Here is an 18756-nt window from a genome sequence, read left to right on the forward strand (position 1 = left end):
GTGTAGGTTCAAGACAATCCCAGCAGGGCCTTTTTGAGCGATTCTTGGGCAGGCTTCTTGCCTAGCCAGATTTTCAACAAAGCAGGGGTCAGATCAGGGTGAGAGAGCTCGCCCAGCGTCTTGTCGTTGAACAGGATCTTGACCTGAGGGGTGTGCATGTCCAGCACCACAACGTCGCCTTCCTTGGCTTCACCCACCTGGCGCATCAAGTCTTCAAATTGCTTGATGACCGGGTCCAGTTCTTGTTTTTCAGGATCAGTCAGGTTGCTGTGAATGCCGTCTTTCAGGGCATCGATCAGGGTTTGGGCATCCAGGTCGCGTTTGAGGACCAGCCGGATCTGATGTGGTCCGGGGGATTGAATAATGGCCTCGGCATCCTGGGAAGGCGAAGCGGTATACAGGGCGGCGACGTACACATCAAAAACAACTTTCTTGCGCAGGCCTGCCCCATTCAGTTTCAGGCTTTGCTGCTCGACGGTGACCGTGTCTGGCACGGTGACATTCGCAACAGTAGCGGCCTGGGCGGCGGGTAGCCCCAGGGACAGACTTAAAATCAGGGCGGCACAGCGGGGGGTAAACATGAAGCGGTCCTCCGGCAAATTAGCGTGATTGTGATTTCTGCTTGTAGAAGTGGGCGTCGGCGATATAGATGGTGCGTTCCACCGTGGTGTAGATCTGGCCTTCGGGGTCCTGGATCTGCACGGTAAATGTGGCTTCAGCCTCGTGGTATTGGTCTAGCTGTCCTCGTATTGCGTCCAGTTCATCTGGATTGATTTGAAAATTGGCGTACAGAGTTTGGTAGCCGGGGCGGCGGTACTGAATCTCTGCATTCTTGTCCCAGACAATCACATGGCGTTGCAGCCCAGCCAGAAGCATGGTGGCGTGCACGCCGTCTGTAATGGCAAACAGGGAGCCGCCAAATAAAGAGCCATTGATGTTGCGAGTGCGACGACGCAATGGCAGGCGTACGACGATGTGTTGCAAGTTCGCTGAAACTTTGTGGACCCGCCCGCCGGTTGCCCGGAAGGCGGGGTGCCAGTTAAAGCCCAGCTGCAAAAAGCGCGCACGCCATGTGGGGGGTAGGCGTGCGAGCAGCTCCATGCGGCGACTGCGGGCCATAGTGCATCCTTAGAAGCGATAGCTGAACTGCACGCCCAGGATGTCACCACTGTTTTTGTAAGTACCGCGTGTCAGACCACGACCTTTCAGATCAGTGTTGTTGTTCATGTCGGTATTTTTCAGGAACAAGTGGGTGTAGCCGATATCCCAGGTGGCGTTCTTGCTGGCACGATACTGAGCACCCAGGGACACCCAGTAACGATCGCTGTCAGGCAGGGCGGTTGGGCGGTAGTTCTTGTCGCGAACGGGGGATTGGTCCCAAGCAATACCACCCTTGAAGGTCCACTGCTCGTTGTAGTGGTAGTTCGCACCCAGGGCGACGCGCCATGCGTCCTTGAACTTCAGTTCCAGACCGGAATCCTTGGCACCGGGGCCGCTGTTTTCAATGGTCAGACGCGGGATGCTGCTCCAGCCTGTCCAGGACACATCGGCCAGCAATTGCCAGCGCGAGTTCAGGTCGTGCACCAAGCTGACAATGGCGGTGTCAGGCAGCTTGATGGTGGCTTCTGCGTCCCAATTGATGTTGGGGGCAGGAATGCCAGCCGGCACGTTGCGGTTACGCAGTTTGGTGTCGCCATCAGCCGTGATCTTGATTTGCGAGCGATAGGAAACGCCCAAACGAGTGCTGGGGGTAATTTGGTACAGCAAACCGGCATTCCAGCCCCAGGCGTCGCCCTTCATCTTGACGCGGGTGTCCATGTCCAGTGGACCCAAAGCCGGGTGATAACCAACCGGGGTAGCCAGACGGTAGTCCGCATCAATGTGCAGCCAGTTCACACCCACACCGAAGGACAACTGATCGTTGACTTTGTAAGCCACCGACGGGTTGACGTTGATGGTTTCAATGGCAAATTTTTCAGAGTGGTAACGGCCAACCCAGCCTTCGTCATATTCAGTTGTCAGACCAAACGGGACACCAATACCCAGGCCCACCCACCACTTGGGCGAGAGCTGATGGGACAGATAAATATTGGGAACGGCGGCGACTTTACCGGCATCACCACCTGAGCCGCCAGTAGCGGGACGGCTGGCGCCACCTGTCAGGGCCAGGGGGTCGGTACTGCCTTTATCGGAGAACTTGAAGGTAGGTTTAATCGCGTTAAAACCTGCCGAGAAGTTGGTCTCGGGCAACAAGGTCATGCCGGCCGGGTTGAAGTAGATCGTGCTGGCATTGTCACCAATGGCGGCCGAGCCTGCGTAGGCATTGCCCAGGCCGCTCGCATTTTGTTCGAGCAAGTTAAAACCAGCCGCATGGGCTTGACCCATTCCCATGCTCATTCCCAGAGGAATCAGCAAGGCGGGGATGGTACGCAAAGCTACAACCGTCTTTTTCATGTCTCTTCTCCAAGGTATAGGTGCGACGTCTGACAGAGGCTTATGACAAGTTTTAAAACACCTGTTTGTTTTCTATGGTGCATGACCTAGGCCAATCGGCGTATAGGTATTTGTGCCAATCCGAACTAATTGCGTTGTTTTTGTGTTGCTTTGTAATGCAGAGGGCCCCCTCTGAATGGCGCAAAGCCGGTACCGAAAATCACGCCTGCATCGGCCAGATCGTCGTTCTCCACAACACCGATGCGAACCTGGTGTTCGGTCTGTTCGATAAGTGGTTTGATCAAGCGATCTGCCAGACCGCTTGGGACTGTTCCCGCAGGAGATTTTTGGGCTTTGCCGTCTTTCCAGGTGTAGAAACCCTGGCCGGTTTTGCGACCCAGTTCCTGGCGGTCCAGATGGGTTTTCAGGCAGGCTGGCATGGCCGCCTGCTGGCTTAATTGGGCACCTGCATCACGGGCAATATCCAGGCCCACGGTGTCGGCCAATTCAAGCGGGCCCATGGGCATGCCGAACTGCAGCATGGCTTTGTCCACGGTGGCCGGGTCTAGCCCCTCGTCCACGCAGCGCATGGCTTCCAGCATGTAAGGAGCCAGCACGGCATTGACCAGAAAGCCGGGGCTGTCTTTAACGGGCAGGGGCAGCTTGCCAATCTGGTTCACAAAGGCGTAGGCAACGCTGCGCACTTCCGGGGCCAGCAACTCGCTTTCCACCACTTCAACCAAGGGCATGCGAGAGACCGGGTTAAAGAAGTGAATGCCTACCAGTCGTTCCGGATTGATCAGGTTCAGGCTGAGCTCGGATAAAGGGAGGCTGGAGGTATTGCTTGCCAGCACAGCACCGGGCTTTAGCAAGGGCTCAATGGTGGCGTACAGGCTGCGCTTGGCATCGGCGTTCTCGAAGATGGCCTCCAGAACCAGATCTGCCGACGGGATGCCGTGGCCGTCCGGGTCCGGGATCAATCGGTCCAAGGCGGCTTGTACCAGTCTGCGGTCTTTGAGACGGCGCTGGAACAGCTTGGCGGCACGACCTTGTGCCTGGGCGATACGCTTGCGGTCCTGATCCTGCAGCGTCACACGCATGCCTTTCAGCGCACATACGGCGGCAATATCGCCTCCCATGACACCCGCACCGACCACGTGAATATGCGTGATCTCCTGAGTCGACGAATGCTTGCCTACGCTTTTCAGACGCTCTTGCAAATGGAAGACACGCAGCAGATTGGCTGCGGTGTTCGAGCGGGTGATTTGCTCGATCAGCTCGGGAGCCTTCAAGGCATTGCCGTTGTGCTTTTCCCAGATCTCCAGGATGGCACGGGGCGCCTGATAGTGCTGATAGGGATCGCGCTTTGCCAACTGCTTGCGTACCTGATTAGCAACCAGGGGGCGTAGCAGCTTGGTATTCATCAGGCGTGGCAGACCCTTGGCGCGACGCGGCTTCTTGCCACTGAGCACCTGTTTGATGGCAGCTTGCTTGGCCAGACGGACGGGAACGCAGGCATCGACCATACCCAGACGGGCGGCCTTGCGGGCATCCACGCTTTTGCCGCTCAGCATCAAGTCCATGGCGGCGGCAGGGCCTATATATTCAGGCAGGCGCAACATGCCGCCCCAACCGGGGAAAATACCCAGCATCACTTCAGGCAGAGCCAGGCGTGTATCGTCCTGATCTACGGCCAGGCAATAACGGCATGCCAGGGCCAGCTCCAGACCACCGCCCAGGCAGTGGCCCTGCACCAGCGCCAACGTGGGGTAGCTCTGCTTGGCCAGCTTGTTGAAGACGGTCCAGCCGCGTGTGACCAGTGCCAAGCCCTTTTCAGGGTTGTTGTTGTGTTCCGAAAACTCGTCAATGTCCGCACCGGCTACAAAACCGGCAGCTTTGCCGGAGTAAATGATCAGTGCTTTAGGAGGATGGCTGCCCAGGTAATCCAGTGCCTGGTTCAGCTCCTGCAGAACGGCTGCCGAGAGTCTATTGACCGAGCTGCCCACGCAATCGATTTTCAGCCAGGCAATTTGCTGATCGTCCGTGTACAGCGTGAAGTTTTGCAAATCCAGGGTAGCGACGGGCATCATGATTCAGTTCCTTGCAGCGATTCGATCAGCATGGCACCGCCTTGTCCGCCGCCAATACAAATAGCGGCCATGCCCAGACGCAAGTTGCGACGACGCAGGGCATTCAAGCAATGCAGCACAATTCGGGCTCCGGAGGCACCCACCGGGTGGCCGATCGCAATGGCGCCACCGTCCACATTGAGCTTGTCCATATCCAGCAGACCCAAAGCATCACGACCCAGATGCTTTTGGCACCACTCCTGGTTGTCCCATGCAGCACGACATGCTAGTACCTGTGCTGCAAAAGCCTCGTTGATTTCCCACAAGTCCGGGCCATTTAGGGCCAGACGGTTGCGCTCCAAAATAGGCGTCGCGGCGAAAACAGGGCCCAGGCCCATGGTGGCCGGATCCAGACCAGCCCATTGCGCATCCACAATGCGGCCAATGGGTTTGAGCTGATGTTCCTTGACGGCGGCTTCGCTGGCCAGAATCAGCAGGGCAGCGCCATCGGTCACTTGGGAGCTGTTGCCGGCCGTGATATTGCCCCAAGGCGGATCAAAGACTGGGCGCAGCTTGGCCAGCTTCTCGGGCGTGGAGTCTTCGCGTACGCCATCATCTTGTGGGTAGTTATTACCGCGCGTGTCGCTTAACGGCACGATTTCTTCAAAAGCGTTTTCTTGTTGAGCACGCAAAGCCAGACGGTGACTGCGGGCCGCAAACTCGTCCATATCCTGACGGCTGATACCAAACTCGTGAGCCAGAATTTCAGCGGTCTGCCCCATGGACAGGCCAACGACGGGATCAGTCAGCCCTTTAAGCAGGCCGATGACTGGTTTCAGATAGGACAGACGCAGACTGCGCAGCGCTTTCAGGCGTGCGCCCAGGCTACGCGCTTTGCCCCAGGTGGCCAGCCAGCGCACCATGTCGTCGCTGAACAGGATGGGGGCGTGAGACAGCGCATCTACGCCACCGGCCAGCACCAGATCCGAGCGGCCGGTTTGAATGGCCTGTACGCCCGAGTCCAGTGCCTGCATACCCGAGGCGCAGTTACGCATCACGGTCCAGCCCGGCACTTTGTGACCTGTGCCCAGACGCAGACCCAGAACCCGGCCGATATTGGTTTCATCGGGCGAGGGGGCGGCGCAACCCAGGATGACCTCGCTTAGCTGCGGGGCCTCAAAGGGTTGGCGCAGCAACAGCTCGCGACCCGTTTGCACGGCCAGATCTCCAGCAGAGAAGGGGCCGGGCGCATTGCGCGCTTTCAGAAACGGGCTGCGTGCGCCGTCAATAATATAGACCGGTTGAAAACTCATGCTTGGCTCCCACTGGCGGCTTCAGCGGCAGGATTTTCCCGACGCAAATCGAAGGGGAAATCATCAACGGCAATAACCCGATCGCGCACGATGTCGCGGGCCTGGATTTGCTCGTATTCCTGAGCCGTGATGCCACCGGCCTGAAAGACGGCTTCGGCCAGATCGCGTACGTTGGCTTTGGGGTTGTCCTGCAATTGACCGCTTTTCTCGAACTGACGGATTTTGGCGTCAATATCGCGGGTGTTCAGCGAAGCCAGCAGGGCCGCTTCAATCGCACCGACGGGTTCCATATCGTCGTCAGGCAAGTAGGTGTCGTAAGTCAGGCGATCTCGAGTGGCACCGGGCTTGGTCAACAGTTTGGCAACAGTGTGGTCCAGCTTGTCATCAGGGCCCAGACGGCGCAGACCCAGAGGGAAGACCAGGAAGCGCAGCACGGCCGCCAAAGGACGGTTCGGGAAGTTCTCCAGTACTTTGTCCAGCGCATGTTGAGCGCGCATCAAGGCGTCTTGAGCCGCCCAGTGAGCCAAAGGCGCATCTTCTTGCTGGCGGCCTTCGTCCTGGTAACGTTTGAGTACGGCGCTGAGCATGTACAGCTCGGACAACACATCGCCCAGACGCGAGGACAGACGCTCACGCATTTTCAGGGAACCACCCAGAACCAGCATGGACGCGTCGGCCAGCAAGGAGAAGGCGGCACTGTAACGGCTGGCCTGGCTGTAGTAGGTGTGCATGGCCTTGGAGGTGCCGGTAGGGCCACTTAGCAAGCGCCAGCCACCCAGGCCCAGCCAGAAGGAGCGGCCTGTATTGGCCAGTGTGTAGCGGATGTGTGCCCAGAAAGCCTGGTCAAATTTACGCAAACCGGCTTCGCGGTCAGGGTTCAGTGCAGCTGTCATCTCTTCCAGAATGAAAGGATGGCAACGAATCGCGCCTTGGCCAAAGATGATCAGGCTGCGCGTCAGAATATTGGCGCCTTCCACCGTAATACCGACGGGGATCTGTTGGTAAGCACGGCCCAGGAAGTTTGATGGGCCAAGACAAATACCTTTACCACCAATGACGTCCATACCGTCATTTACCACAATACGACCACGCTCGGTCACATGGTATTTGACGATGGCCGAGACCACGGAAGGTTTCTCGCCCAGGTCCACGGCAGCAGCCGTCATGGTGCGGGCGGCATCCATCGCATAGGTATGGCCGGCAATGCGAGCCAGTGCTTCTTCCACACCTTCAAATTTACTGATGGCGCTGCGGAACTGGGTACGGACGGCGGAGTAACCGCCCACGGCGCGGCTGGTCAGTTTGGCCATGCCAGTAAAGGAAGAGGGTAAAGAGATGGAGCGGCCAGCAGCCAGACATTCCATCAACATGCGCCAGCCCTGGCCAGCCATGGCGGGGCCACCAATGATGAACTCCAGCGGCATGAACACGTCTTTGCCACGGGTGGGGCCGTTCATGAACATGGCATTCAGGGGGAAGTGACGGCGACCGGTATCAACGCCGGGGTGGTCGCTTGGAACCAGGGCGCAGGTAATGCCAATGTCTTTTTCGCCACCCAGCAAACCGTCCGGGTCATATAGGCGGAAGGCCAGACCCAACAAGGTGCAAACTGGAGCCAGGGTGATGTAGCGTTTGTCCCAGGTGACGCGCATGCCCAGCACTTCCTGGCCTTCCCATTCGCCTTTGCAGACAATCCCTACGTCAGGAATGGAGGCGGCGTCCGAACCGGCCCAAGGGCTGGTCAGTGCGAAAGCGGGGATGTCACGGCCATCAGCCAAGCGGGGCAGATAGTGTTGTTTCTGCTCGTCGGTACCGTAGTGCAGCAGCAGTTCTGCCGGGCCCAGCGAGTTGGGCACCATGACCGAGACGGACAAGGCCGAGTTACGGGTGGAGAGCTTGGCGACAACCGCCGAGTGCGCTTGCGCCGAAAAACCGCGACCGCCGTATTCCTTGGGAATAATCAGGCTGAAGAAGCGGTTTTCTTTCAGGTAGTTCCAGACCTCGGCAGGCATATCGAAGTCTTCCTGGCTGACTTGCCAGTCGTCAATCATGGCGCAAGCCACATTGACTTCATTGTCCATGAACTGGCGCTCTTCATCGGTGAGCCGGTAGGCCGGATAAGAGCTCAGGGTATTCCAGTTGGGTTTGCCGCGAAACAGCTCACTTTCCCACCAGACCGTACCTGCTTCCAGCGCATCGCGCTCGGTTTGGGACATGGCAGGCAGAACGCTGGAAAAGGCGCGGTAGATTGGGCGGCTTAGCCACTTGGTGCGTAGATTCCGGTTTTTGAGAACGTAGACGCAGCCAAGCACTAGCACTATCAATAGCAAGGTCACAAACATAGCAACTCCGGACTAGCTCAGAAAAAAAAGAAGAAGGCCCCCACGCTGCGCCTTCGGCTTGTTGCCCCCCGAGGGGGCACTTTTTACCGGGGGCGCCGAGCTTTGGGAGCGACCCGGCGGTAAAACCCCCTCATGCTGCACCTTCGACTTGCTGCCCTTAAGAGAGGGGCGCGGTTCACCGTGGTGTAGCTTGGTGGTCAGGGCCGTTCAGCTCAGGTGCTGGTGGGTAAAGGAGCTCGTAATCCACCCAGCAGGAAACTCATCAAGCGCTGTTGCAGTTGTTGCTCACTTTCCGGGCTGTCGCTAAGGGGTAATTGCAAAGCCCGACGCAGTGATTGGGTGCCCATCAAGGCATAAGAGGTGGCACCCAGCATGAAATGGAATCGCCAGATGATTTCTTCTTCAGGCACGGTAGGCAGAGCTTCATGCAAAGCCTGCTTGAAGGGCAGGAAGATGGCGACTTGTTCGTCCCAACAGATGGACTGAATGAAATCCTGCGGCGCCGGGCGGTCCTGCCCCGGCAAAGGAATAAACGAGCGTGGGGCGCCGTTGCCTGAACCCGCCAGGCGGATCAGTGGGCCAAAAAAGGCATCCACCACCTGGGATGCTTTCAACGGACCTTCACCGGCTTGCTGGCGATAAAACGCCAGTTTTTCCAGGCGCTCTTGATTGATGCTGTTCAGGCGGCGCTGGAACACGGCCTGTGTCAGTCCGTCTTTACTGCCAAAGTGATAATTGACAGCCGACAGGTTCACCTTGGCTTGCGCCGTAATCTGGCGCATGGAGGTATTTTCGTGGCCATACAGCGCAAAAAGATGTTCGGCTGCATCGAGAATGGCGGACTGTGTCCGATCAGAGCGTTTCACCGTTATTTCCTAATTTCAAACGAGTGTTTGAATAATGTAACGGGAATGCGCAGTTAGTACAGTAGGGGTTCACCCTAGCCCCGCAAAGCGGGGCCAGGAGCCAGTCTTAGATCTGGGTCACAAATTTGGTGACTAAGTATCCGTCAAAGGTTTCGGCACCGCCTTCGCTGCCAATGCCGCTGTCCTTGACGCCGCCAAACGGAGTCTCGGGCAGGGAACTGCCGAAGTGATTGATATTGACCATACCGGATTCCAGTTCGGTACCCAGTCGATGCGCGTCTTGCAAGGATTGTGTAAAGGCATAGGCCGACAAACCGTAGGGCAGGCTGTTGGCACGGGCGATGGCATCGTCCAGATCGCTGTAGCGCGTCAAGGGGGCGATGGGGCCAAATGGCTCTTCGGTCATGACCAGTGCATCGTCGGGCAAATCCGTCAGCACTGTGGGCGAGAAAAAGAAACCATCGCGCTTGATCTGTTCTCCTCCCAGCAACACTTTGCCACCCAGAGAGCGGGCGTTGTCGACAAACTTTTGCATCATGGGCAGGCGGCGCTCGTGAGCCAAGGGCCCCATTTGCGTATCCGGGTCCAGACCATCGCCCACTTTTACATTGGCCAGCTCCTCGGTGAAGCGGTCCACAAATGCAGTGTAGATGTCGTCGTGGATATAAAAACGCGTGGGCGAAATGCACACCTGACCAGCATTGCGAATTTTGAAACGAGCCAGCTGACGAGCAGCGCGGGCTACATCGGCATCAGGCAGGACCAGCACAGGCGAGTGACCGCCCAATTCCATGGTGATGCGTTTCATATGGGCACCGGCCAGTGCAGCCAGTTGCTTGCCTACAGGTACAGATCCGGTAAAGGAGACTTTACGCACGATGGGCGAGCGGATCAGGTAGTCCGACACCTCCTGTGGCACACCCCAGACAATATTTAGTACACCCGGAGGCAGGCCCGCATCATGAAAGGCTTGGGCAATAGCCATGACCGCACTGGGGGAGTCCTCGGGGCCTTTCAGAATAATCGTGCACCCAGCACCGATAGCCGCGCAGATCTTGCGAATGGCCTGGTTGTAGGGAAAGTTCCAGGGCGTAAAGGCGGCGCAGACCCCGATGGGCTCGCGCAGAACCATTTGCTGCACTTTGGGGTTGCGGGCGGGGATGACGCGGCCATAAATACGGCGGCACTCCTCGGCGTGCCAATCCGCATGGTCCGCGCAGGACATGATTTCGCCTACCGCCTCGGCCAAGGGCTTGCCTTGGTCCAGTGTCAGATTGCGGCCAATTTCCTGGGCGCGTTCACGCGACAGTTCCGCGACCTTGCGCAGGATCGCGCTGCGATCCATGGGCGAGCTGTGACGCCAGCTTTTGAACGCGTCCTGGGCGGCGTTCAGAGCCGCGTCCAGATCCGCCTGGGATGCCAGCGGAAGTTGGCCCAAGGTGCTGCCATTGGCAGGATTGATGACGGCCTGGGTCTGGCGACCTTGTCCATCCAGAAATTGACCATTGATATACAGGGCCAGGTGTTGATACATGAGCGGCCTCCAAGTTGTCTGTGTTGCTAACTAAATACGTACCGTTCGATGGTATCGGGCGAGCAGAAACGGGACAAGCGTGGGCGGCGGATATTGCAGCAACGGATTGTTCAGAGAAGCTACAAACGGGCGCGAAACAGGGAGCCCTTCAAGAAACCGTTATAAGTTTTTGATTTCATATCTCTTTTTGAAGGCCTGACAAAGAGATGAAAACTGGCATCAAGCTGCAATAAGAAATCGTTACAAGTGCAGCATTCTTAATGTGAGCGATTGTTATATTTTTAACGATGAAAATATTTTTATCGCCTGGTGATAACCTGGTTTTATCTTGATGTAACCTAAATGCTTATTAAGGTGAAAGTTTTTTGTAGATTATTACCAACGATCGCGCCACGTGGGATAAGCGCAACAGTTATTGCTTAAGCGCCTAATCGCCCGAAATCGTTTAATTTCAGTGTATTGTTGCCTTTTTTATCACGGGCTATTTATCATTTTTAACATTGTCGTCCACGAAGCTCCTTGTAATCTAAGATACAATTTGTCCCGTGATCTACGTGATGAGTTTCACTATGCGTCACGTAAAAAGTCACAATCAGACACAAGGTTATGCTCCAAGAATACAGGTCAGAAGCCTGTAGCTCCGCCTTGTCTTGCCCCGGTCCATTATGAACATACTGCTGCGGCTGGCGATGTACTTACCAGTCTTAGATGTAAAGCCCATGTGCAATACATAGGTGTTGGGCCCTCGGGTGGTGTTTCTTTCGCTTTGTTTGAGCGACACACCGAACCCATTCTTCTTTCATTTTTGTACTTAAATTTGATCTGGCAATGCGTTGCAACGCTGACGTAATGACGTCTGTTGCGAACGCGGCACAGGATCTTACGGAGGCCGACGTGCGTGGTAAGAAAACTCTAACGGTAAGTGCGCTGCTGACAGCGCTACTGCTGGCGCAACCAGCGCTTGCCCAGCAGGAAAACAGCTTGAGCTTCAAGGACAGTATTGAGCGGGCAATTATGTCCAATCCTGAACTTGGCGCTCGCTTCCAGGATTTCCAGTCTGCGCTTGAAGGTCAGAACGTTGGCCGTGGCGCCTTGTTGCCCGAGGTCAATGCACAGGGTTGGGTTGGCAAAGAGTGGCGTGGCAGCACCTCCGGTGCTCCGTCTACCGACTGGTCCCGCAGCGGCTACAGCCTGCAACTGCGTCAGTTGATTTTTGATGGTTTCTCCTCGATCAACCAGGTTCGTCAGTTGGGTTACGAAAAACTGGCTACCTACTACGAGCTGCTGGCTTCGGTAGATTCTCTGGCTCTGGAAGCGGCCAACGCGCACATTGATGTGCTGCGTTACCGCGAAATGGAAAAGCTGGCCCGTGAAAACTACGGCATGCACATGAACATCCTGAGCCAGATTCAGGAGCGTTCGGCATCCGGCGTGGGCCGTGGTGTGGACCTGGAACAGGCTTATGGCCGCCAGTCCCTGGCTCAAAGCAACATGATGACCGAGGCCGGCAACCTGAACGACGTGCTGCAACGCTACCGTCGCATTGTGGGTGTGGCTGCTCCTGAAGTCATGCAAGCGGCCCCTAGCCTGAGCGAGTCGATTCCTGCCAATACCACCGACTTCTTGCCATCCTTGCGCACCAGCCCCGTGATTTTGGCCAAGCAGGCTTTGTATCAAGCTGCTGAGTCGGGCAAACACGTGGCTCAAGGCCGCATGTCGCCTACTTTGGAATTCCGTGCTGCGACAGGCAAGGACAAGAATGATCCTCCCGGTTCCGCATACCGCAACTCGCAAAGCAGCAACGTGCAGTTGATGCTGTCGTACAACCTGTTCCGTGGTGGTGCCGATGCTGCTCGCATCCGTCAAACCACAGCTCAGCAGTACGCTGCCCGCGACGTGCGCGATTACACCTGCCGCAACGTACAGCAGGATCTGGCCGTGGCCTGGAACAACATCGAGCGCCTGCGTGCTCAGTTGCCATTCCTGAAACAACACGAACTGGCTACGTCCAAGGTTCGCGTTGCTTACATGCAGCAGTTCCAGATCGGTCAGCGCTCCTTGCTGGACTTGCTGGATACGGAAAACGAACTGTTTGATGCGCGTCGCGCTCTGGCCAATGCCACTTACGACCTGCAACAAGCCGAATACCGTTGGTTGACCTTGTCGCACCGTCTGGTGTCGGCAGTTGGCCTGTCCCAGCCTTACTCGGAGCAGCCTGAAGAAGCCGCCAAGCTGGACTTCCCCGAAGAGGCATTCAAGGCATGTATGACGCCTGTTCCAGATACCAGCAACCTGACCCCGGTTTCTGTTGATTACCGCGACGGTATGGCTCCGCCAGTCCTGCGCGAGAAACCAGCCGGGCTGTAAGTAGCTGCTTCTTGGCGTTATTGGATAGTGAAGGGAGGCACGTATGAGTCAGAACGAAGATGACTACAAACAAGAGCTTTCAGTCTCGGATGCCAGTTTTATCCGAGTGCTGGAGGATTTGATTGACGCACTGGTTGCTAACGGTGTGCTTCGTATGACTGATCTGCCTCCCCAGGCCTTGGCCAAATTGAACGAGCGCAAACGTACCCGTCAACGCCTGCGGGATTCGCTGGATTTGATTAATGACGATGAACCACTCATCTGACAGCACGACACAAGCAAGCGGGCAATACAGTATCCCGCCTCATCTGACGCATGATGATCCTCTTCTGACCTGCCTGGCAGAGATTACCCGTATCCACGGTAATCCTTGCACGCCGCAGCACTTGTCTGCAGGCTTGCCTTTGCAGCGTGGGCGTTTGACGCCTGCCTTGCTCAGTCGAGCGGCCGCGCGTGGTCATTGCACGGCCCGAGTATGGCGTCGCGCCTTTACCGAACTCGACACCAATCTGTTCCCGGTTATTTTGTTGCTGAACAATAACCGGGCATGTGTGTTGCTGGGGCTGGAAGAAGAACGTGCCCGGGTGCATTTCCCGGAAAGTGGTAGCCCCAGCGAAATCAGCCTGGAAGATCTGCAAGCGCAGTACTCCGGGCTGTTGGCTGTGGTGCAGCCGGATTTCCGCGTCGAAGCGCGTGCCAAAGATGGTGTGGCCCCCATGAAGGGCAAGCACTGGTTCTGGACAGCCGTAGTGCAAAACTGGCGTCTGTATCGCGACGCCATTGGCGCTGCCTTGCTGATCAACCTGTTTGCGCTGGCCATTCCGCTCTACACCATGAACGTGTACGACCGGGTGGTTCCCAACAAAGCGATTGAAACCCTGTGGGTGCTGTCGATTGGGATTGGGCTGGTGCTGGTCATGAACATGGTGCTCTCCAGTGTGCGAGCCTATGTAGTTGATGCTGCCAGCAAACGGGTGGATATTCAGTTGTCTGCGCGGATTATGGAGCGGGTGCTGGACTTGCGCATGGAGAACCGACCGCCGTCGGTGGGCTCTTTTGCTGCCAATCTGCGCTCTTTTGAATCGGTGCGCGACTTTATCGCTTCGGCCAGTTTGACGACACTGGTCGATTTGCCATTTGTGCTGCTGTTTTTGGCTGTGCTGGCCTGGATCTCGCCCTGGATGCTGATCCCGCCCGTTGTGGCCATTGTGATCATCCTGGGTATTTCCTGGTTTGCTCAGGCACGTATGGAACGTCTGACCAAACAGACCTTCCAGGCTGCTGCCCAGCGTAACGCCGGCCTGGTCGAATCCCTGGCTGGTATGGAAACCTTGAAGGTCCTGAATGCGCAAAGCAATGCGCAGCGCGATTGGGAGCAGTCCACCGAGTACCTGGCTCGTCAGGGTGCGCGCATCAAGATGACTTCCACCCTGACCGTAAACACGGTGCAGATGCTGCAGCAGATGGTCACCATCAGCGTGGTGATTATCGGGGTGTATCTGGTTCAGGAAACCAAATTGTCCATGGGGGGCATTATTGCTTCCTCCATGATTGCAGGCCGTTGCCTGGCTCCTTTGGGGCAGGTGGCTGGCTTGATGATGCAGTATCAGAATGCCCGTACCTCCCTGGGTTCGGTGGATTCGTACATGAATATGCCGGTAGAGCATCCTGAAGAGCGTCACTTTGTGCCACGCCCTTATCTGGAAGGCTCTATCGAGTTCCGCAACGTTAGTTTCAGCTATCCCGGCACTAATCAGAACGTGCTGGATAAGGTCAGTTTTTCCTTGAAGGCTGGCGAGAAGATAGGGATTATCGGCCGTATTGGCTCCGGCAAAACCACCTTGTCCAAGCTGATCCTGGGTCTGTACAAACCGACGGGCGGCACCGTTGTGCTGGACGGAATTGATAGCCAGCAGATTGACCCGGCAGACGTGCGTCGCTCCATGGGCTATGTCTCGCAGGACCCCACGCTGTTCTATGGCACTTTGAAACACAATTTGCTGATGGGCACGCCTTACGCAACTGACGATCAAATGTTGGCAGCGGCTCGTCAGGCCGGGGTGGATGATTTCGCACGACGCCATCCTGATGGCTACGACATGATGATTGGCGAACGCGGCGAATCCCTCTCGGGTGGTCAGCGTCAGGCTATCGCTGTGGCTCGTGCCTTGATCGGTAACCCGTCCATTCTGTTGCTGGATGAACCCAGCAGCAATATGGATAACCAGAGCGAATCAGCCCTGCGTCGCAGCCTGCATAAAGAATGTGAGGGCAAGACAGTTGTGCTGGTGACCCACCGCACCGCCTTGCTGGAGCTGGTGGATCGCCTGATCGTGATGGATATGGGGCGTATTGTGGCGGATGGTCCTAAGGATCAGGTCATTGCCGCCTTGCGTAGTGGGCAGATTGGTAAGGCCCGGAGTGCAGCATGAAAATAAAGAACCTGACCAATTGGGTGCGTGCGCAACTCCAGGACACCAATTCCCCACCTCCTGGTAGCAATATGCTCAAAAACGCATCGTGGACGGCTCGTTACCAAGATGTACGGGGTTCCACGCTGCTGATCTGGTTGACCTTGCTGGCCATCAGCCTGCTGATTGTCTGGGCCAGTTTTGCCAGCATTGATGAAGTGGTGCGTGGCGAGGGCAAGGTTGTGCCATCTCGCCAGGTCCAGATTGTGCAAAGTCTGGACGGCGGTGTGGTGGAAGAAATTCTGGTGCGTCCTGGCCAGTCCGTGGAAGCGGGCGAAGTGCTGTTGCGTATCGATCCTACCCGTGCCTCGTCCTCCTTGGGCGAGAACGAAGCCGAGTCCTTGTCCTTGATGGCCAAGGCAGCTCGACTGGAAGCGATTGCTGCCGATCAGCCCTTTGATATGCCCAGTGAAGTGCTGGAAAAAGCCCCTGATCTGGCAGAAATGGAACGCCGCGTCTGGCAGGCTCGTACCGAAGAGCTGCGCTCCAATATTTCGGTGGCTCAGGAACAGCTGAACCAGCGTCAACAAGAATTGCGTGAGACGCAGGCCAATCGTGATCAGGCCGCGTCCAGTTGCGGGCTGACCTCGCAAGAATTGCAAATGACACGTCCTTTGCTCAAAAGTGGGGCGGTGTCCGAAGTGGATTTGCTGCGCCTGCAGCGTGATGTGGCTCGTTACTGCGGTGAGCAAAAAGCGGCCACGGCACAGATCAGCCGTATTCAGGCCTCGATTCAGGAAGCCCAGAACCGGATTGGCGAGGTGGAAATTACCTTCCGCAATCAGGCCCGTACCGAACTGGCTGAAACACGTGCCAAGCTGGCTTCCCTGGAGCAAGGCCAACGTGCCCTGGCCGACCGTGTGCGCCTGGCTGAAGTGCGCTCGCCCGTGCGCGGCACCATCAAGACCCTGTCTGCCAATACGGTCGGCGGCGTGGTGCAGCCCGGTAAAGACATTCTGGAAATCGTGCCTACTGACGACACCCTGCTGTTGGAAGTGCGTATTAATCCGCGCGATATCGGGTTTCTGCACTCAGGCCAGACTGCCGAGGTCAAATTCACCGCCTATGACTTTGCTGTTTATGGCGGCTTGCCCGGTGTGCTGGAACAGACCAGTGCCGACACCATTACCGATGAAAAAGGCAATTCATTCTATATAGCTAAAGTACGTACGGACACGGTGTATGTCGGTGACGATAACCGTCCAATCTTGCCCGGTATGGTGGCCGAAGTGCACATCATGACTGGCAAGCGGACTGTTATGCAGTACTTACTCAAACCTATTCTCAGGGCCAGATCCAACGCATTCAGAGAGCGTTAAGGCTGATTGGTCCGTTGGGGGAGTAGCGCTGACGATAGAGGTGTAACACCCGAGTCAGACCAAGAGCTGATGGCATATAGCTCGTGTTACCAGTAAGGGAAAAGCGGTATGCGACAAGTAAATTCGGTTTTATTTCTGACTGCCGATGAGGCGTTGTGGCAGCATTGGCGTCATCTGGATTCGGTCACCTGGCTGCCCGCCAGAGGGCAGGGCATGGACGATTTATTGCGTTGGAAACAACAGCAGCGTGATCTGGTGGTGGTCGATAGTGCCCTGGCTTTGTGGAATCATCCCCAATGGTCCAAGGCTGTGCAGGGCATGAAGATTATTGTCGCCAGCCCACGTCCTTTGGATAGCGAAGGTCAGGCCGTACTGGCCCTGGGGGCTCGTGGTTACATTCACGCCTACAGCTCGTCGCCTTTGCTGGTGCAGGCGCTGGACCACGTGGCTAGTGGGCAGGTTTGGGTTGGGGAGTCCTTGCTGAGCCGTTTGCTTAGCGACGTTACCCGTCGTCTGGAACCCAAGGCGGGCTGGGAAAGTACCCTGACCAGTCGTGAAGTCGAGGTTGCGCAACGCGCCTCGCTGGGCCACTCCAATCAGCTGATCGCAAAGGACCTGGGCATCACCGAGAGAACGGTTCGCGCCCATCTGCAGGCGGTTTTTGAAAAGCTGGATGTAACAGATCGTTTGATGTTGGCGCTAAAAGTACACGGCATAGCCTAAACCCCTGCTCGCCGTCCCGTTCGTATTGTTAAGTAAGGTCAATAACAATAAATAAAACAGCGAACTGGCGGCGACGCCAATATCGACTAGCGGACCAACTCGCTATTCTCTGATCAAAGAAAGTCCATTTCTGACTGCTGCTTGGCGGCAGTCTTTTTTTAGGAATCAGACAGTCATGGCACTGGATACTGTTTTAGTGACACGAGTTGAAGGTACGGCATGGATCCGTACCGCCGATGGCTCCAAAGTAGCTGTCAAAGAAGGGATGCGCGTCCCTGTTAATGCCGAGATCATCACCGAGACCGGCGCCAGCGTCGAGCTTGAGATCCCTGGCAGCCCATCGATGACCATTTCCGATAACCGCTCCTTCCTGGTCAGCGGCGATATCGCAGAAACCGATGTGGACCCAGTAGCCGCTGCTCTGGCCAACCCGAACGACCCAGCCATTACGGCTGTGTTGGCCGCTCTGGAAGCTGGCGATGACCCATTCTCCCAACTTGACCCAACCGCTGCCGTATTGACCGGTGGTGGCGAAGGCGGTGGCAGCAGCTTCACCCGCCTGGTCAGCATTGTGGAAACCACACGCCCTCTGGCCCTGGAATACCCACGTCCTGGCGTGCCCACCGTTGAAAACGTGCGCCTGGGTGGCTACAGCGGTACTGGCGAAGAAGAGGCCGGTCCTCTGGTTCCTCCCTCCGTTACTGTCAAGATCAATGACGACGGCACCGTTACCTTCACATTTACTGAAGTGCCATTTGGCTTTGATATCGAAGATATCGTGGTCACCGGCGGCGGTCGCATCGAAGGTCTGACACCAGACAACAAAGATCCCAAGACCTGGACCGGAACGCTGGTTCCCCCACCGAACTACGAAGGTGAAATCACCGTCAAAGTGCCTGACGGTAGCTACACCAACGAAGTTGGCACCCCAGGTAACGGCGGCGAAGACACGACCACGGTCGACACGCTGCCCCCAGAAGCTGAAATCACCATCGATTCCATTACTGAAGACGGCGTCATCAATAAGGAAGAGTCCGAAGGTGATGTAACTATTACTGGTACGGTTGGTAAAGACGTCAAACCTGGCGACAAGGTCACTGTGACCGTCGGAGGTAAAGAATACGAAACCACCGTCAACCCGGACGGCAAGACCTGGAGCGTGGACGTTCCTGGTTCCGAACTGGTCAACAACGACNCAACCCCGCTTCGGCTGAAGCTGACCGCGGCTACGGTGTCGATACCGACCTGCCTGAAGCTTCGATCACGATCGACACCATTGCGGGCGATGACGTGATCAATAAGGCTGAGTCCGAGTCTGA

Annotated in this window: 14 protein-coding genes; 6 read left to right on the forward strand and 8 right to left on the reverse strand. The window is 56.6% G+C overall.

Annotated features, from left to right (window positions below):
* Positions 1–8 precede the first annotated feature (8 nt).
* The 8 genes from ACFPDR_RS18795 to ACFPDR_RS18830 form a co-directional block, all read right to left on the reverse strand.
* Positions 9–581 (reverse strand): chalcone isomerase family protein, encoded by a 573-nt coding sequence (locus ACFPDR_RS18795; protein WP_026484838.1) that lies wholly within the window; start codon positions 579–581, stop codon positions 9–11.
* A 19-nt stretch (positions 582–600) separates the two neighbouring features.
* Entirely contained in the window at positions 601–1119 is a 519-nt protein-coding gene (locus ACFPDR_RS18800) for a DUF4442 domain-containing protein (protein WP_026484839.1), read from the reverse strand.
* Between the two features lie 9 nt (positions 1120–1128).
* On the reverse strand, positions 1129–2454 hold the full coding sequence (locus ACFPDR_RS18805) for an OmpP1/FadL family transporter (protein WP_137431141.1): 1326 nt from the start codon (positions 2452–2454) through the stop codon (positions 1129–1131).
* Positions 2455–2579: 125 nt separating this feature from the next.
* Complete coding sequence (locus ACFPDR_RS18810; RefSeq protein ID WP_302357840.1) at positions 2580–4523, reverse strand: 3-hydroxyacyl-CoA dehydrogenase NAD-binding domain-containing protein; 1944 nt, start codon at positions 4521–4523, stop codon at positions 2580–2582.
* The gene (locus ACFPDR_RS18815) at positions 4520–5815 is read right to left on the reverse strand and encodes an acetyl-CoA C-acetyltransferase (protein WP_022983329.1); all 1296 of its coding nucleotides are present in this window, start codon (positions 5813–5815) and stop codon (positions 4520–4522) included. The genes ACFPDR_RS18810 and ACFPDR_RS18815 overlap by 4 nt, the downstream gene beginning before the upstream one ends.
* Positions 5812–8157, reverse strand: coding sequence for an acyl-CoA dehydrogenase (locus ACFPDR_RS18820; protein ID WP_026484842.1), 2346 nt, complete (start codon positions 8155–8157; stop codon positions 5812–5814). The genes ACFPDR_RS18815 and ACFPDR_RS18820 overlap by 4 nt, the downstream gene beginning before the upstream one ends.
* Before the next feature lie 212 nt (positions 8158–8369).
* A complete protein-coding gene (locus ACFPDR_RS18825) occupies positions 8370–9023 on the reverse strand; it encodes a TetR/AcrR family transcriptional regulator (RefSeq protein WP_083055325.1) in 654 nt (217 codons plus the stop codon).
* Positions 9024–9129: 106 nt separating this feature from the next.
* A complete protein-coding gene (locus tag ACFPDR_RS18830; protein ID WP_083055327.1) occupies positions 9130–10557 on the reverse strand; it encodes an NAD-dependent succinate-semialdehyde dehydrogenase in 1428 nt (475 codons plus the stop codon).
* An 849-nt stretch (positions 10558–11406) separates the two neighbouring features.
* Here ACFPDR_RS18830 and ACFPDR_RS18835 point away from each other — a divergent pair.
* The 6 genes from ACFPDR_RS18835 (at position 11407) to ACFPDR_RS18860 (ending at position 18731) form a co-directional block, all read left to right on the forward strand.
* Positions 11407–12924 carry a TolC family outer membrane protein gene (locus ACFPDR_RS18835; protein ID WP_080747981.1) on the forward strand — a complete coding sequence of 506 codons (1518 nt, stop codon included), beginning with the start codon at positions 11407–11409 and terminating at the stop codon, positions 12922–12924.
* 43 nt (positions 12925–12967) lie between these two features.
* Positions 12968–13189 carry a hypothetical protein gene (locus tag ACFPDR_RS18840; protein WP_022983326.1) on the forward strand — a complete coding sequence of 74 codons (222 nt, stop codon included), beginning with the start codon at positions 12968–12970 and terminating at the stop codon, positions 13187–13189.
* Positions 13167–15356 (forward strand): type I secretion system permease/ATPase, encoded by a 2190-nt coding sequence (locus ACFPDR_RS18845; protein WP_026484846.1) that lies wholly within the window; start codon positions 13167–13169, stop codon positions 15354–15356. The genes ACFPDR_RS18840 and ACFPDR_RS18845 overlap by 23 nt, the downstream gene beginning before the upstream one ends.
* Positions 15357–15427: 71 nt before the next feature.
* Positions 15428–16714, forward strand: a complete 1287-nt coding sequence (locus ACFPDR_RS18850) for an HlyD family type I secretion periplasmic adaptor subunit (RefSeq protein ID WP_230940577.1) — start codon at positions 15428–15430, stop codon at positions 16712–16714.
* A gap of 108 nt (positions 16715–16822) precedes the next feature.
* Positions 16823–17437 carry a response regulator transcription factor gene (locus ACFPDR_RS18855; RefSeq protein ID WP_035269588.1) on the forward strand — a complete coding sequence of 205 codons (615 nt, stop codon included), beginning with the start codon at positions 16823–16825 and terminating at the stop codon, positions 17435–17437.
* Between the two features lie 175 nt (positions 17438–17612).
* Positions 17613–18731 carry a retention module-containing protein gene (locus ACFPDR_RS18860; RefSeq protein WP_376911760.1) on the forward strand — a complete coding sequence of 373 codons (1119 nt, stop codon included), beginning with the start codon at positions 17613–17615 and terminating at the stop codon, positions 18729–18731.
* Positions 18732–18756 lie beyond the last annotated feature (25 nt).

It is taken from the genome of Alcaligenes sp. GCM10023179 (assembly GCF_042653705.1).
GTDB lineage: Bacteria > Pseudomonadota > Gammaproteobacteria > Burkholderiales > Burkholderiaceae_B > Alcaligenes > Alcaligenes phenolicus.